At 61.5% G+C, this 15,463-nt stretch carries 15 protein-coding genes; 9 read left to right on the top strand and 6 right to left on the bottom strand.

Annotated features, from left to right (window positions below; genetic code table 11):
* Positions 1-49: 49 nt before the first annotated feature.
* Positions 50-544: a DUF5362 family protein gene (locus JIN84_RS06970; protein WP_200350311.1), complete on the bottom strand. Its 495-nt coding sequence runs from the start codon at positions 542-544 to the stop codon at positions 50-52.
* Positions 545-653: 109 nt separating this feature from the next.
* On the opposite strand from JIN84_RS06970, the gene ruvB reads away from it, so the two are divergent.
* Complete coding sequence (gene ruvB / locus JIN84_RS06975; RefSeq protein ID WP_200350453.1) at positions 654-1,679, top strand: Holliday junction branch migration DNA helicase RuvB; 1,026 nt, start codon at positions 654-656, stop codon at positions 1,677-1,679.
* Positions 1,680-1,695: 16 nt separating this feature from the next.
* Here the strand turns inward: ruvB and JIN84_RS06980 are convergent, their stop codons facing one another.
* Positions 1,696-3,468 carry an ABC transporter ATP-binding protein gene (locus JIN84_RS06980; protein ID WP_200350312.1) on the bottom strand — a complete coding sequence of 591 codons (1,773 nt, stop codon included), beginning with the start codon at positions 3,466-3,468 and terminating at the stop codon, positions 1,696-1,698.
* Positions 3,469-3,566: 98 nt separating this feature from the next.
* Here JIN84_RS06980 and JIN84_RS06985 point away from each other — a divergent pair, with 98 nt between their 5' ends.
* The 6 genes from JIN84_RS06985 to JIN84_RS07010 all read left to right on the top strand — a co-directional run bounded on the left by JIN84_RS06985 (position 3,567) and on the right by JIN84_RS07010 (position 8,821).
* Positions 3,567-4,490: a PEP-CTERM sorting domain-containing protein gene (locus JIN84_RS06985; protein ID WP_200350313.1), complete on the top strand. Its 924-nt coding sequence runs from the start codon at positions 3,567-3,569 to the stop codon at positions 4,488-4,490.
* 119 nt (positions 4,491-4,609) lie between these two features.
* Entirely contained in the window at positions 4,610-5,950 is a 1,341-nt protein-coding gene (gene rsmA / locus JIN84_RS06990; RefSeq protein WP_200350314.1) for a 16S rRNA (adenine(1518)-N(6)/adenine(1519)-N(6))-dimethyltransferase RsmA, read from the top strand.
* A complete protein-coding gene (locus JIN84_RS06995; protein WP_200350315.1) occupies positions 5,947-6,705 on the top strand; it encodes a glutaminyl-peptide cyclotransferase in 759 nt (252 codons plus the stop codon). The genes rsmA and JIN84_RS06995 overlap by 4 nt, the downstream gene beginning before the upstream one ends.
* Positions 6,706-6,753: 48 nt before the next feature.
* Positions 6,754-7,530 (top strand): SCO family protein, encoded by a 777-nt coding sequence (locus JIN84_RS07000; protein WP_200350316.1) that lies wholly within the window; start codon positions 6,754-6,756, stop codon positions 7,528-7,530.
* The gene (locus JIN84_RS07005) at positions 7,527-8,237 is read left to right on the top strand and encodes an SCO family protein (protein ID WP_200350317.1); all 711 of its coding nucleotides are present in this window, start codon (positions 7,527-7,529) and stop codon (positions 8,235-8,237) included. Before JIN84_RS07000 ends, JIN84_RS07005 begins: the two co-directional genes overlap by 4 nt.
* A 17-nt stretch (positions 8,238-8,254) precedes the next feature.
* Positions 8,255-8,821: a DUF420 domain-containing protein gene (locus JIN84_RS07010; protein WP_200350318.1), complete on the top strand. Its 567-nt coding sequence runs from the start codon at positions 8,255-8,257 to the stop codon at positions 8,819-8,821.
* 48 nt (positions 8,822-8,869) lie between these two features.
* Here JIN84_RS07010 and JIN84_RS07015 read toward each other — a convergent pair whose 3' ends face one another.
* Positions 8,870-9,652, bottom strand: a complete 783-nt coding sequence (locus tag JIN84_RS07015) for an EF-hand domain-containing protein (protein ID WP_200350319.1) — start codon at positions 9,650-9,652, stop codon at positions 8,870-8,872.
* A gap of 118 nt (positions 9,653-9,770) precedes the next feature.
* Here JIN84_RS07015 and metF point away from each other — a divergent pair, with 118 nt between their 5' ends.
* Positions 9,771-10,676, top strand: coding sequence for a methylenetetrahydrofolate reductase [NAD(P)H] (gene metF / locus JIN84_RS07020; protein ID WP_200350320.1), 906 nt, complete (start codon positions 9,771-9,773; stop codon positions 10,674-10,676).
* 58 nt (positions 10,677-10,734) lie between these two features.
* Here metF and JIN84_RS07025 read toward each other — a convergent pair whose 3' ends face one another.
* Positions 10,735-12,381 (bottom strand): translocation/assembly module TamB domain-containing protein, encoded by a 1,647-nt coding sequence (locus JIN84_RS07025; protein WP_200350321.1) that lies wholly within the window; start codon positions 12,379-12,381, stop codon positions 10,735-10,737.
* A gap of 101 nt (positions 12,382-12,482) precedes the next feature.
* Between JIN84_RS07025 and JIN84_RS07030 the strand changes: the two genes are divergently transcribed.
* Positions 12,483-13,262, top strand: coding sequence for a segregation/condensation protein A (locus tag JIN84_RS07030; protein WP_200350322.1), 780 nt, complete (start codon positions 12,483-12,485; stop codon positions 13,260-13,262).
* Positions 13,263-13,332: 70 nt separating this feature from the next.
* On the opposite strand, the gene JIN84_RS07035 is transcribed toward JIN84_RS07030, so the two are convergent.
* Both JIN84_RS07035 and JIN84_RS07040 read right to left on the bottom strand, forming a co-directional pair.
* Positions 13,333-13,905 carry a hypothetical protein gene (locus tag JIN84_RS07035; RefSeq protein ID WP_200350323.1) on the bottom strand — a complete coding sequence of 191 codons (573 nt, stop codon included), beginning with the start codon at positions 13,903-13,905 and terminating at the stop codon, positions 13,333-13,335.
* 9 nt (positions 13,906-13,914) lie between these two features.
* Positions 13,915-15,429 carry a DUF1501 domain-containing protein gene (locus JIN84_RS07040; protein WP_200350324.1) on the bottom strand — a complete coding sequence of 505 codons (1,515 nt, stop codon included), beginning with the start codon at positions 15,427-15,429 and terminating at the stop codon, positions 13,915-13,917.
* Between the last annotated feature and the right edge of the window lie 34 nt (positions 15,430-15,463).

Raw genomic sequence — 15,463 nt, forward strand, 5'->3', positions numbered from 1 at the left:
GCCGGCAAGCTTTCCCAAGCTGCCGGCTTTTTTCATGGGCGGAGCGTTTTCACATGCCTTTCGCCGCCATGACTCCGAAAGACGTGATCACGATCGCCGCGACGATGATCAGCACATAGAGGCTCAGGATCACCAACATCGCGATTCCCAGGAACTTCCAGAACGACCGTTGCTCGTTGAGCGCGCCCTCCAGGTCCATCACACTTCCAGACCGCACCAGATCCCCGATGCGGCTCGCATATTTCCACAGCTTGATCCCGGGATAGATATAAACACCCGCGAACAGGAGGTAGATGCCGCCGAATCCGAATCCGAGCCCCTTGCCGAACATCGGGTTGGAATTTGCCGGGATGCCAATGAGCATCGTGACCAGGGCAAGCAAAACCATCAGTCCCGCGCCGATGAACACCATCACCGAAATGAACCTTACCCAGGGTTTCGTCCTCGCGAGCTGCTCGATGATTCCCTGGGTGATCGCGTTACCGGAAGAAAGGCTCCCCGGGACGCTGTTCGCTACGGGAGAGGAATATGGGTCCAGTGACATGATTCTCCAGACTTTCATGACAGTCCCACCACGACAAGCTGTATCTGGAACGGAGGCTGAACTCCGCGCTTCTCACCCGCCGCCCGACACGTTTGAATCGCTCCGCACGATGTCCGAAAACTTCTACCAACAAACCACCGCCGCACCCGCGACCTCGTTCGATGTCTCGCTGCGGCCGCCGGCGTTTTCGGAATTCATCGGCCAGGAGAAAGTCAAGGAGCGCATCCTGCTCATGCTGGAGGCGGCGAAGCAGCGTGGAGACGTGCTCGACCACGTGCTTCTTTCCGGCCCGCCCGGCCTTGGCAAGACCACCCTCGCGAACCTCATCGCCCGCGCCGCCGGGACCCAGCTTCACACGACATCCGGGCCGCAGATCGAAAAAGCGGGCGACCTCGCGGGCATCCTTACAAACATCCAGAAAGGCGACATCCTTTTCATCGATGAAATCCACCGGCTGCACCCGGCCATCGAGGAATATCTTTACCCCGCGATGGAAGATTTCCGATTGGACATCATCATCGACTCCGGTCCGTCGGCACGGTCGATCCAGATCAATCTGCCCAAATTCACCCTCGTCGGCGCGACGACCCGCTCGGGCATGCTCACCGCTCCTTTGCGTTCGCGCTTCGGCCTGGCGAACCGGCTGGACTACTACACACACGAGGAACTCGCGGACATCATCGAGCGTTCCGCAGGTCTGCTGGACGTACCCACCGAGCGGGCCGGCGCGCTCGAAATCGCCTCCCGTTCGCGCGGCACGCCGCGTGTGGCGAACGCGCTGCTGCGCTGGGTGCGCGACTTCGCCCAGGTCCGGGGGAAAGGGCACATCGATGGAAAAATCGCCGATGCCGCGCTGGCGATGATCGAGATCGACTCCCAAGGGCTTGATGAAATGGACAAGCGCCTGCTCGAGGTGCTCATCTACAAGTTCAACGGCGGTCCCGTCGGCCTGAACTCGCTGGCCGTCGCGGTGGGTGAGGATGCCGCCACCATCGAGGAAGTGCACGAGCCGTTCCTCATCATGCAGGGATACCTGATGCGGACGCCGCGCGGTCGGACGGCGATGCCCGCGGCGTATGCCAAAATCGGCGCGCCGGCGCCGCCATCGAGGCCGGACGAACTCGGTCTGTTCTGAGGGGCATCACAAACCCTCACACAAGCTGCGTCTCGACGAGCAGCTTGTAAGTCCCGTCACGGGCGAGGAGTTCCTCGTGGCTGCCGCTTTCCACGATTTTCCCGTGGCTGAAGACGAGGATCTTGTCGGCATGGCGGACGGTGGACAGGCGGTGGGCGATGACGAGGCTGGTGCGACCGACCATCAGACGTTCGAGAGCTTCGTTCACCTGGCGTTCGCTTTCGGAGTCGAGCGCGGAGGTGGCTTCGTCGAGGAGAAGGATGCTCGGATTCGCCAGGATCGCACGGGCGATCGCGATGCGCTGGCGCTGGCCGCCGGAAAGCTTCGTTCCACGTGGGCCTACCAGGGTATCATAGCCGGACGGCAGGGCGCTGATGAACGAATGGGCGTTCGCCATCTCGGCCGCCCGGGTGATTTCCTCACGCGAGGCTCCGGGTCTGCCATACTCGATGTTCTCAAGAATGCTGCCGCCGAAAAGAAGGACCTCCTGCGGGACGATGCCGAGCTGCCCGCGCAGGCAGGCAAGACTGATGTCGGAGGAATCAGCATCGTCAAAGGACACCCGGCCGTGCTCCGGGGCGTGGAAACCGAGGATGAGGGAGAAGACCGTGGATTTCCCAGCACCGGAAGGGCCGACGAGAGCGACGCGCTGCCCTGGCCGGACATCGAACCGGATGTCGTCGAGCACCAGCACATCGGGCCGGGAAGGGTAGCGGAAGTTGACGCCCTCGAAAGAAAGCCCCCCCTCGAGCCGGATGTCGCTCCGGCCGGTGGCGCGCTCGGTCGGAGTGTCGAGGATCTCGCGGAGACGGTCCGTGGCACCGGCGGTTTGCTGGAACTGGGAGATGATTTCGGGAAACGAACCGAGCGACGCGCCGACGAAAATAGAGAACAGGATGAAGGCCGCGAAATTCGTCCAACCGATCTCGCCATGCGCATACATGCGCGCCCCGAACCAGGTGACGAATGCGACGGTGCCGAAAAGGGCGAAGATGATGAAGGATAGGAAGGCCGCACGGTGGCGGGCGCCGCGCAGCGTGACATCCATGAAACGGTCCAGCGCCCGGTCATAGCGGCGGGCTTCGAACGTTTCATTTCCGAAGGCCTTCACATCCGCGATGGATTGGGTGGATTCCTCGATCACGGTGCCGGCTTCCGCGAGGGAGTCCTGGGCATCCCTGGAAAAACCACGGACCTTCCTGCCGAAGAACGCGATGGCGAGCACGACGACCGGCACGCTGGCGAGCATGATGAACGAGAGCTTCCACGAGGAAATGAAGATGAAAACCAGGCCTCCGACGAGGATCACGCTGTGCCGCACCGCCTGCGGCACGGCGTTGAGCAAGGTGTCCCGGACGATGCCGAGATCGGCGGAAACGCGGTTGCTGAGCGAACCGGAACGCTGCTCGTGGTAGAAACCGATCGGCAGTTTGACGAGATGGGCGAAAATGTCACGGCGCAGGTGGTTCAGCGCGGCCTCACCGGAGCGGATGAACCCCTGGACGCGGAAAAACGCGATCACGGACTGCACCGCCAGCGTACCGACGAGCATCAGCACGATGCGGTTGGATTTTTCCAGGATGATGGCGGGATCCACCCCTTTGATCATCGCGTCGGTCGGATTTCCGATGAGTTCCTTGAGGAAATACGGGAAAGCGAGCGAGAGGACCGCGGTGAAGAAAAGCGCGGCGAGAGATGGCAGGAACACGGCCTTTTCCCGCATGAGATAGCTGAGAACCCATCGGTGGGAAGAGAGGGGCTTTTTCGCTTTCGGCTCGGACAACGGCATGTGCGGATGGGAAACGATTGGGCGGGCTGCGTCAATGACCGCGAATGCTGGAAATTTTCCATTTGCCAATCCTCCGGAAAATTCTGAGTCTCATAGTTATGAAAATATCCCGGCTGTGGATTCCCGCCATTTTCGTGCTTTCCGCAATGTCCGCACAAGCGGTGGTGAACCTTTCCGGGAATATCAACAACACGGCTCCCGGAATCATTCCCGGCTTCGGCCTCTTCGGCAATGTCGGCGTGGTGAACACCAGCGGTTCCGGGATCTACCTGGGCGGTGGATGGGTGCTGACGGCGAATCATGTGGCGGGATCGCTGCCCGCCACGGCGACGTTCGGCGGCGTCGCCTACCCGACCCAGGCGGGAAGCTGGCAGCGCATCACCAACCCGACCGGCATGGGATTGAGCACCTACACGGACATGGTGGTATTCCGGCTTGCGGGTTCATTGGCGTTGCCAACGGTGGATCTCGCATCCTTGAGCCCCGCCCTGTCGGACAACGCGATCCTGGTGGGGAACGGACGCATTCAGGAAAACACTTCCACCACCTGGATCCATACGCCGGTGGCTGGAATCAACAACGATACCTGGGTCGAAACCCCTCCCGGCAGTCCGAACCGCGAGGGCTATGAGACCATCGGAACCCACGAAGTCCGCTGGGGGGTGAATGACGTGGCCTCCGTATCGGTTCAGACGGTGAACATTGCCGGGGCGGATGTACGGTATTTCACCACGAGCTTCGACAACCCGGGGTATGCCAACGAGGCGCAGGCGGTGACGGGAGACTCGGGTGGCGGGGCATTCATCTACAGCGGCTCATCCTGGAAGCTCGCCGGCATGATGTTCTCCGTGGCGACCTATGAAAACCAACCCGGCGGGGCGAATTCCGCCATCGTAGGACAACAAACGGCGATCGCCGACATCGCATCCTACCGGAACCAGATTCTGGCGATTGTTCCGGAGCCGTCGACGGCCCTCCTCGGGTTGTTGGGCTTGCTCGGATTCTGCAGGCGCAGAAGGTGAAAACCCGCAGGGAAACGAGGCCAGATGCTAGTCCGGCCCCTATTTTCCCCCCGCCACCCGGCGGTCTCCCCACTCTCCGCTATTGCGCGTGGCCTGCGGATAGGCCATGAACGGCGGCCATGACGGGTCGAGAAATACGGGAACTGCTGGATCACGCGGGGGTGCTGCCGAGCAAGCAGCTTGGGCAGAACTTCCTCATCGACCCGAATATGGCGCGCTGGATCGTCTCCCAGCTCGAAATTTCCCCGGATGACGCGGTGGTGGAGGTCGGCCCGGGAGCGGGTTCGCTGACCACGCACCTCGTGGGTCAGGTGCGGAAGTTGATCCTGATCGAGTTCGACGCGCGCCTGGCCGCCGCGTTGAAGGAAAAGCACAAGGACGATCCCGGCGTGGAGGTCCATCATGAGGACGCGGTGAAGTTCGACGGCAGGAAACTCTTCAAACACCGCCCGCTGAAATTCCTCGGCAATCTCCCGTATTCCTGCGGCGGGGCGATCATGAAAAACCTTCTCAGCCGTCCGCATCCGTTCGACCGGGCGGTCATCATGCTGCAAAAGGAAGTCATCGACCGTCTCGCGGCGCAGCCGGGTACCAAGGACTACGGCATTCTTTCCCTGCGGACACAGGCGAACTGGGAGGTGAGATCCCTCCGCACCGTGCCTCCCGAAGCGTTTTACCCGCAGCCGAAGATCGACTCCAGCGTCGCGGTGCTGACACCCCGGACGAGCGGGCTGCCGGTTTTCGACTACCGCTTGTATGACGAGCTCATCCGCCGTGGCTTCGCCCAGCGCCGCAAGCAGTTGAAAAAGCAACTGCCCGACGGGCCCGATTGGGAGACCGTCACCCGGGAACTGGGCGTGAACACCACCGTGCGCGGCGAGGAACTCACGCTGGTCCAGTGGGTGGATCTCACGCGGGCCTTCGATCCACACCCGCTCAAGGACATCGCCCAGAAAGCCGGGGAGATCTTCGATGTGGTGGATGAAAATGACAACGTCACCGGCACCGCCACCCGTGGCGAGGTGCACGCACAGAAGCTGGTCCACCGCGCGGTGCACGTCTTCGCCTTCAACAAACGCGGGGATCTGTTGCTCCAGAAACGTTCGTCGCTCAAAGATCTCTGCCCCGGCCTCTGGGATTCCAGTGTCTCCGGCCATCTTGATTCCGGTGAAGATTACCTCGCCGCATCCGTGAGGGAGCTGGAGGAGGAAATGGGCATCGTGTCAGAAACCACGCCGGAGGAGATCGCCCGCATCACCCCTCGCGAGGAAACCGGCTGGGAACACGTGCGCCTCTACCGGGTCCGCTACGATGGAGCGCTGCGCTACCCCTCGGCGGAGGTCGAAGCGGCCATCTGGTTCCCGTTGGAAGAGGTCGGCGCGTGGATCGCCGCGAGACCTGCCGACTTCGCACCCGGTTTTCTCCAGTGTTGGGAAAAATTCAAATCACTACCGTCATGACACGCCTGCTCGTCTCACTCGCCGCCAGCCTGGCGCTGGTTTCCTGTCACAAGCCCGCACCGGATGCCCTGTCCTACCGGATCGTCTCCACCCGCGAGCACGACGGAGGAGCCTACACCCAGGGTCTCCAACTGGTGAACGGCCGCCTTTTCGAAAGCACCGGCCAATACGGTGAGTCCACCGTGCGCGAGCTCGAACCCTCCACCGGCAAGGTCCTCCGCAAGCGTCCGCTCGCGAAAAACGTCTTCGGCGAGGGGCTCACCGTCATGGGCAACGAGATGTGGGTGCTGACTTGGAAAGAGAAAACCGTTTATGTGCTGGAGCCGGACACCTTCAAGCCGATCCGCACCCATACCTACGAAGGCGAGGGCTGGGGACTGGCCAACGATGGCAAACAGCTCATCATGAGCAACGGCAGCGAAACGCTGAAATTCCTCAACCCCAAGGACTTCACCGTCACCAGGTCACTGGAAGTCAAGGACGGCACGCAACCGGTCCGCATGCTCAACGAACTGGAATTCATCGATGGCCAGATTTTCGCCAATATCTACCTGACGGAAAAAATCGCCCGCATTTCCCCGGAAACCGGCCAGGTCACCGGCTGGCTCGACCTCAAGGGCCTCCGCAACCAGCTCGCGAATCCCGGTCGCGCCGAGGTTCTCAACGGCATCGCCCACGACCCGGCCACCGGCCACCTGCTCGTCACCGGCAAATACTGGCCCCAGATGTTCGAGATCAAGATCGGGAAGAAATAACCGTCCCCGGCTTGCTTAGCCGCACCACCCGACTACCTTCCGCCGCCGATGCCCCTGCCTGATCCAAGCCAAGAACCCGCGATCCGGGACCCGAAAAAGCTTCGCAACACCGCATTTGTCCTGCTCGCCATGATGATCGTCGGTGGCGCGCTGATCCTGAAAGCCTACGAGCAGTGGTCCGTGAAGCAGTCCCAAGACGACCGGCCCGCCGTCGTTTACCGCATCACTCCGGAACGCGACCTGCGCATGCTCCGGCAGGATGGAAAGACCGTCGATCTGGTGGATCTGCGCGGAAAGGTCATCGCGCTCAACGTCATCAGCCTGCGTGATCCCCAGGCCGCCGAACGCAGCCTGGCGGTGATGAAACGTCTCGCCGGGACCCGCAAGGCGGACGGCGACATCCACCTTGTCACCCTGATCCTCGACCCCATGCCCTCGGAGAAGCTCCTTCCAGCCCTCCAGGAAACGGCCGCGGCCCACGGCATGACCCTGCCGCAGTGGTGGCTTGGCAGCAACGAGCCAAAGACCCTCCACAAGTTCATCAAGAACGAGCTCAAGGCGAATGTTTACCCCAACGAGGCAAGAGGCAGTTGGGAATACGACCCCGCCATCGTGCTGATCGATAAAAACGGCCATGTCCGCCGGGCGGTGGTGCCGCAGAAACAGGGCGGCCCTCCGTTCATCGCCACCTTCGATTTCGACCAGGCCGCGGGATGGGACGCGAAGGGAGTCAAAACAGGCACGGATCATTCCAATTCCGAGCAACTGGAAATCCTTCTCAACCATACCATCGACAAGCTTCTGGCAGAAAAATACGTGAAATGAAAAAGAACACCACCATCGCCCTCTTCTACACCGGCGTGGCCGCTCTCTGCGTCGGGATCCTCGCCATCGCGTTCTCACTGAGGCCCGGACTGACCAACACCTATACGGAACCGGCTGTGGACATGGGGAAAGACACCGTCCGCGAATGGTTTCCCATTGAAAAGGATCTCGCCGCCGTCAACCAGGACAACGAGTCCGTCAAGCTTTCCGACCTGCGCGGCAAGGTGTGGGTCGTCGCCGAATTCTTCGCCATCTGCCCGCATTGCGCGGTGAGGAATGGCGAGGAGCTGCGGAAGCTCTATGACGAGTTCAAGGGGAATCCGGATTTCCACATCACCTGCATCTCGGTGGACCCGGAAAACGACAAGCACGACAAGCTCTCCGACTACGCCAAGGCCCTCGGCGCCGAGACGAAGAACTGGTGGTTCCTCAATGCGGGTGAGGTGAAGGCCACCCATGAATATCTCGAAAAGGAACTCAAGTTCTTCGGCATCCGCGAGCGCACCGATCCCGTCGATGTCGAGGCGAACGGCAAATTCGCCCACGACCTCGGCTTCCTGCTGGTGGACCGGGATTTCAAGGTCGTCGGCAAGTGGCCCCTCGCCGACGCACGCTCGGAGGACGCGAAAAAGCGTGACCCGGAACTTTACCAGAAACTCAAGGACGATCTCTACGGACGCATCCGCCAGGAGCTTGGCAAGAACTGAACCACCGGCACCCGACCATGAATGACGAGCGCAAACAATGGCTGTCCCGCCCGCCGCAGGAAGCCCTCTCGAAAAAACTCGGCACCATCGCCTGGATCCTGACCGCGGCGGTGCTCGCCCTGGTGATGGTCATGCGCGGGCCGAAGATTCCTTTGCCGGACGGCTGGTCGTTCGCCTTCCTGCCTCCGGTGCACGCGGTGCTGAATTCGCTGGTGGCCGTCTCGCTCATCGCCGCCATCGTCGCGGTGAAACAGGGGAAAATCCGTCTGCACCGGATTTTCGTTTCCATCGCGATGCTGTTGTCTGTCGGATTCCTCCTTTGCTACGTGGCCTACCATTTCACCACGCCGGAAACCCGCTACGGCGGAGAGGGCGCGCTGCGCCTCGTCTATTTCTTCCTGCTCGCCACCCATATCGTCCTCGCGGCGGTGAGCCTGCCGTTCATTCTTCTCACCTTCATCGCCGCACACACGAACCGTTTCGCCGCACACCGGAAACTGGCGCGGTGGGTGTTTCCCATCTGGCTTTACGTGGCGGTCACCGGGCCTGTCTGCTACCTGATGTTGAAACCGTATTACGGATGATGGCGCGGGCGCGCGGAGCTTGTGAAGGATCCGCCCGCCGGGCGGTGGTCACTCCGCCGGCTTGGCTTCCTCCGGCTTCGGAGCATCAGGTTTCTGCTTGGGCGGTGGCGGTGGAAAATCCTCGGTCGAGATCTTCAGATCGTTGTTCCGATCCAGCAGCTCGAAGCGCTCTTCCTGCTGGTCCTCGGTGAGGTTTTTCACCGCAGGCCCGAGACGGAATTCCTCGAAGGAAAGTGAACCGTCGCCATTGGTATCCAGCTTGCGGTTGATCTGCTCGGGCGGTTTCTCCGGGCGGTCACCGTCTTTTTTCGGGCCGCGGAACGGAGGCTCGGGTTTGTCCTTCGGAGTGATGACACCGTCGCCGTCCGTGTCCAGGCGGCGGAACACCGTATCCTGTTTCTCCGGCGGAAGTTTCTTGAAAACCTCACCTGCCTTGAACTCCTCCAGACTGATCCCGCCGCTCTTGTCGGAGTCGAGTTCCCAGAACCGTTTCGCCGGGTGGTCACCCTTGTCGTGGGGTTTTCCGAAGCGGCCGAGCTCTTCGCGGCTGAGCTTGCCGTCACCATCCTTGTCGAGACGTTTGAAAATGTTCGCGCGCTTTTCCTCCGGGATGTTCACGATGCGGGGCATGGCGGCGAACTCGGCGGTGGACAGGAATCCATCGTTGTCCTTGTCCGCGGCCTTCCAGGTTTCGGCAAATGGCGGACGGGGCCCCGGCGGGCGTCCCTTTCCCTCACCCGGCGGCGTCTTCTCCTGTTCCGGCGGTTGGGCAAGGCACAGGACTGGCATCAGCATTCCGGTGACAAGTAAGGAAACAGGGATTGTTTTCATTGGCGATTGAAGCTTTCCTAGCCGCGCTCCGCGCAGCTAACGAGCAAAGAAACTCCACCCCGAAGGAAAAGTTTCGCCCCCGCCGGAATGCCTTCCATCCATTTTCAACCGACCACCCATGCACATCCGCGACATTCTCAGCGACCCGAAGCCATCGCTCTCGTTTGAATTCTTTCCGCCACGCAGCGCGGCGGCATGGGAGGACCTTTACCAGGCCATCCGCGAATTGGAACCGCTGCACCCCACCTTTGTCTCGGTGACCTACGGCGCGGGCGGCGGCACGCGGGAACTGACGCATGATCTCGTGGTGCGCATCAAGGAAACCACCTCGATCCCGCCGGTCCCCCATCTCACATGCGTGGGCCACTCGGAGGAGGAGGTTTTTGAAATCCTCGAACGTTATGCGAAAGCGGGGGTGAGCAACATCCTGGCGTTGCGCGGAGATCCGCCCAAGGACAGGCCGGATTACGATTGGTCGGAAAGCGGCTTCCGCCATGCGGCGGACCTCGTGGCGTTCATCCGCAAATTCAACGAGTCCGGCGCACACCCGGACCCGCGCGGATTCGGCATCGGGGTGGCGGGATTTCCCGAAGGCCACCCGACGACGCCGAACCGGGTGGATGAACTCGATTTCCTGAAGGCGAAGGTGGATGCGGGAGCTGACTACATCTGCACCCAGTTGTTCTTCGACAACCACGACTTCCTGGACTTCCGCGACCGTTGCGATTTCGCGGGCATCCGTGTGCCGATCATCGCCGGCGTGATGCCGGTGACCTCGCTCTCGGGGATGAAACGGATGGCCGAGCTCGCCGCGGGCGCGCGCTATCCGGCCAAGCTCCTGCGTGCCTTGGAACGGGCGAAGGCGAATCCGGAGGCCGTCGAGCGTGTGGGCATCCACTACGCGGCGGAGCAATGCGCGGGCCTGCTCGACGAGGGAGTGGATGGCATCCACTTCTACACGCTGAACAAAAGCCACGCCACGCGGGAGATCTACAACAGCCTCGGGCTGACGGCGGGGGTCTGAACCTCTGGAAAACAAGGAAGCCCCGCCTTTGAGGGCGGGGGGATTGGGCATCTCCGTTTCAGCGGCGGCCCTGCTGGTAAAGTTCCTCGGCCTGGTCGAGGGTGAGTTCGTAAAGAGTGCCCTTCAACGGCACCACCATCGGAATCCGCCCCAGGTTGGCATCCACGGGGAATTGCTGCAGGAGCCTTGGAGAGCGCTCGAAGATGTCGGGAGGCAGGGTGATGCGAACCGAGCCTTCGTAGCGGAGCATGCGGGACGAGCGTTCCGTGGCCTGCACCTCCAGTTGCCGGGCATCCAGGGTTTGTGTCATCCGGTCCATCAAGGACGTGTTTTCCAGCGCCTTGGCACCCCCCGCACGTTTCGCCGCCTGACCCGCCTTGCGCAGGGTGAAATCGAGCGCCTTGTCTTTCTTCGCAGGTTCGGCAACGACATCCTCGGAGTCCTCGCCATCAAAAATCGGGGTTGCTCCCCCAGTGGCCGCCTTGTTGAGCGACTCCTGGATTTCCTCGGGAGTGGGAAGCTTCACGGTGAACCCGCCATCGATAGAGAAATGGTCGCCTCCGCTGAGGCTCAGCTCTGTAACACTCATCCCGCCATTCGTCGTCTTCAGCTGGATGTATCCCTCGGTGAAGTCCACCCGGTGGTAGTTCCGTACGATGTCCAGATTGGAAAGGGCCTTCAACAAATGCACGCGGTCCCGCAAGGTGAGGGTGTCCTGTCCGTCCAGAAGAATGCGGCCTTCGAAACCAACCCCTTCGGGCGAGTTTGTCGATCCCGTGACCTTGAAATCTCCGGAGATCGTACCTTCCAGGAAATTTCTCATCGCGGGAGCCAGAACGCTGTCGAGGCCCAGTTTCCGGAGTTTCGCCACCCCGTCGATCGTCGGACGCTCGCCACCGGTCACCCTCGTTCCGGACAAATCCACCGTTCCCTCACCCCGGCGGAATTCCGCCTTTTCAAACACCATTCCCTCCGGGTCGCAGGCGATCGTCAGGTTGACGATGCTCAGATCCGTCAGCCAGTTTTGGGAAAATTTGCCGCCGGTGAACATCAGCTTCATGCCGGTGGCCGAGTTCTGGATTTTCAGGTTGCTGCCGGTGATCTCACCGCGGGTCCTGTCGGAGTAGCCCCAGCTCAGGGAAGCTTCCGCGATTTCGTATGCGTTCGTCGTCACGCCGCCCGACCGGGTGAAGAGGGCCTTGGACAGCATTTGCGCGGACTCAGCATCGTCCGCTCCCGCGCGCAGTTCCATATCCAGCCGCGAGATGAAAACCGTGCCGGTGTCCCAGTTGTTCGAAAAGCCGTCCAGCAGGTTCATTTTCCCCCGGAGGTTTCTTGCCTCCAGCCGGGTGAAAAACGTCTCATTTCCACCTTCGGCGGCGATCTGCTGGATATTGAACTCCCCTTGGGCGCGGCCGAACCCCTTGAGCTCGGCCTCGGTCGCGTGAAGCCCGGCCTTGAGCTTGTCCTGCAGGCCTGCCCTGAATTTCTCGGACTCCAGCCGCTTCATCAGATAAACCCAGCCGCATGCGGCGACGATGAGGAGGAAGACCAGCCCCCGGAAACCCATTCTCAACAAATGGAACATCACGGTTCCCTTCGAACCACTGCCCGACATCGAATAACGGATCTGGAACCAGAAACCCTGATTTGACACCCACTGGCTCAGGCGCTCGTTGAAATTTTGCGATTGCTCGGACTCCATAATTCTACTCGGCTTCGACGCCGCGAGTAAATCCGCTCGCACCCTATGAGGCGAGGCAAATTTCCTCGCACTCGTCCACCCGAACCTCTACCAACCGCCCCGTGGAAGCCACCGACTACAAAGTCCGCCTCGAAATCTTCGAAGGCCCCCTCGATCTGCTGCTCTATCTCATCAAAAAGGACGAGGTGGACATCCATTCGATCTCAATCGAGCGCATCACCCGGCAGTATCTGGACTACATCAACACCTTCAAACTGCTGAACATCGACCTCGCTTCCGAGTTCATCGTCATGGCGGCGAACCTGATGTATCTGAAAAGCCGGACCCTGCTTCCCCGTGTCGACCAACCGCCGGAGGAAGACGCGGAGGACGACGATCCGCGCTGGGAGCTGATCCGGCAGCTCATCGAATACAAGAAGTTCAAGGATGCCGCCGGTTTCCTCAGCCTCAAGGAAATGGAACAGGAAGGCAGCTTCGCCCACCAACCGGACGCGGCGGACGCTCCTGTGGAAGAGCCGCCCGCGTTGGCGGAGGTCTCGATCTTCGACCTGATCCGCGCGTTCCAGAACGTGTTGAAACGCTTCGAGGAATCGCACGATTTCGGCGACATCATCGACGACCGCTACACGGTCTCGGACAAGATCGAACTGCTGCTCGGTCATTTCAAACCCGGAGAATCGCGGCGTTTTGAAACACTTTTCCAGTCCGCCACGACCAAGGCGGAAGTCATCGTCACATTCCTCGCGCTGCTGGAGCTGATGAAGTTGAACCAATTCATCGTCCGCCAGAACGAGCTGCTCGGAGACATCGTCATCGAGCGGCGCGACAACCAGTCCGTTGCCGCGCTGGAAGCCGCGGAGGTGGGTGCGGATTACGCGTGAGGAGGCGAAGAACCCTCCCACATGCGAAAAGCCCGGTGGAACCGGGTTATTTCCGGGCCTTCAACACCACTCAGTTCACTTCGAGAACGACATCATCCTCCGTCCACAACGCGCGGTCCGGCCCCGCCGACCTCACGTCGATTTGACGCGAGGTGACCGGGTGGAAAAAATACGGCGCACCCCAGCGATCCAATAGTTCGCCGTTTTTCGCAAACGCCGGATGGTCGGGAGGCAGGACCGCGAAACCCTTGAAGTTTTTCCCCGCCAGCGCCCCGGCGATTTCCTCGTTCAGACCGCCATCGGGATTCAGCCCGTTGTTGGCCTTGCGGAAAATCGTGAGCAGGAGTTCGACGATTTCGAGATCCTCCTGCGGACTGGTTTCGCCGGAGTTGAGCCTCCGCGCGATTTCGGCGGCGTCGGGCAGCAGGTAGATCCGGGCCGGGGTCGTGGGTTGCAGGATGAGGGGCTGGGTATTCTCCGACGCCGGGTGAGGAGCCGGCTCCGGCAGCTCCGGAGCCACCGGGTCCGCTTGGCGGCCTGGAGTGAAACTCCGCTGATCTTCTTCCCGCAACCACGCGACCAGACCGATCGCGAGGAGAAGGAGACCAACGGAGAGGAGCGTGACGGGTTTCTTGCGTGACATGACCGCGTCTCAGAGGAAGCCCAGGTTCGCGCTGCCGCCGAAGGGATTCTCAAACCGTGAAAGGTTCGGAAAAATATCCGCGAGGTAGTTGGCATCGACGCCCAGCCAGTTCGCGGAAACAGCCGCATATTGGTCCACCGAGGTCGTCGGTATCCATCTACCCCGGTTGCTCGACCCGGCGTCCAGCCCCGCGCCCAGAGCGAGGGAAGGAAAGGAACCGTAGATCTGCCCGCCATTCACCGGACCGCCGAGGACGATCTGGTGGCCGCCCCAGCCGTGATCGGACCCGGCCGTGGCAGCATCCTGACCGTTGGGCGTGAGGGTGCGGGTGAAGTCCGAGTGGGTGATGGTGACCACATTATCGTTCACCCCGAGCGCCTTGAGGGTCTCGTTGAATGCCTTGAGACTGTTGCCGAGCTCTCCCAGCAGATTGTTCTGTGCGTCGAGCTGGTCCTGGTGCGTGTCGAAGCCGCCGATGCTGGCGAAGAAGATCTGGCGGCTGTTGCCCAGACTGACACGGCCCGCGATGAGTTTCGCGATCGATTTCAGCTGATCGCCGAGGGGCGACTGGGCGTTCGCGAACTGTGCGTCGAAATCCACGCCCGAGGTCGCCGCAGCCGTGAGGGCCGCTCCGATGAGCCCCTCGTTCGCGCGGGCCCGTTTCACCACTTTCGCATGGTCGTCATCAAGCAGGTGCTGGTACGTATGGTTGGTGATGTCGTCGAAGGCCTTGAGCCGCTTGCCGGTGAGGCTTGTCTTGTAAGTTCCATCCGTATTGAGCGCGGCACCATAAGGACCGCTGGCATTGCTGTAGCCGGCCAATGGAATGGCCCCCTCCGGAGTGACGGCATACTGCACCTCCTGATCCGCCACCTGCAGGCTGTTGATGCCGGCCAGGCTGACGGAAAGCGACACCTGCCCCTGCGCATGTCCCTGCGAGGCCAGCAGATCGGCAACCCGTCCGCCCCAGCCACGGCTGAAAGGCTGGTCCGGCACCGAACTCTGCCACTGGACCTGTTGGTCCGAATGCGAGAAAAGCTGTGGTGGCAGGGGCACCGTACCCGCGTTGTATTGGGCGCGCGTGGTCGGATGCACCAGAGTGCCCACGTTTGCCACGAAGGCCAGCTCTCCGCTGTTGAAAAGATCCGCGATCCCTCCCGCCGCGGGGTGAGTGCCGTAGTCCGCGCCGCCACCGGTCAACGGAATGGAGGCCGGCTGTCCGGCGACGTAGGCAGGATCATTCGAGTCGAGGATCTTGAGCACGCCGCGGGCGGTCTTGTATTGTTCGTAGGAGCCGTGGGTGCGGCGCGGGATGAGCAGGTTGTTCGAGTCGTTCCCGCCGAAGAGGAACAGCACGACCAGAGCCTTGTAGCCTCCCGCCGGTGTGGTCTGGGCCAGCGCGGAGTTCACCAGCCGGAGATGGGCCAGGGTGTTCACCACTCCTGTGATGCCGAGCGAGGCGCAGGCGGACTGCCGGAGGAACGAGCGGCGGGAAAAGAAGGAGTTGTTGTCTTGGGATTTCATGATGATGAAGGGACGAAGGGATGAAATGAGACGG

Origin of the sequence: Luteolibacter yonseiensis (genome assembly GCF_016595465.1) — a bacterium.
Lineage (GTDB): Bacteria > Verrucomicrobiota > Verrucomicrobiia > Verrucomicrobiales > Akkermansiaceae > Luteolibacter > Luteolibacter yonseiensis.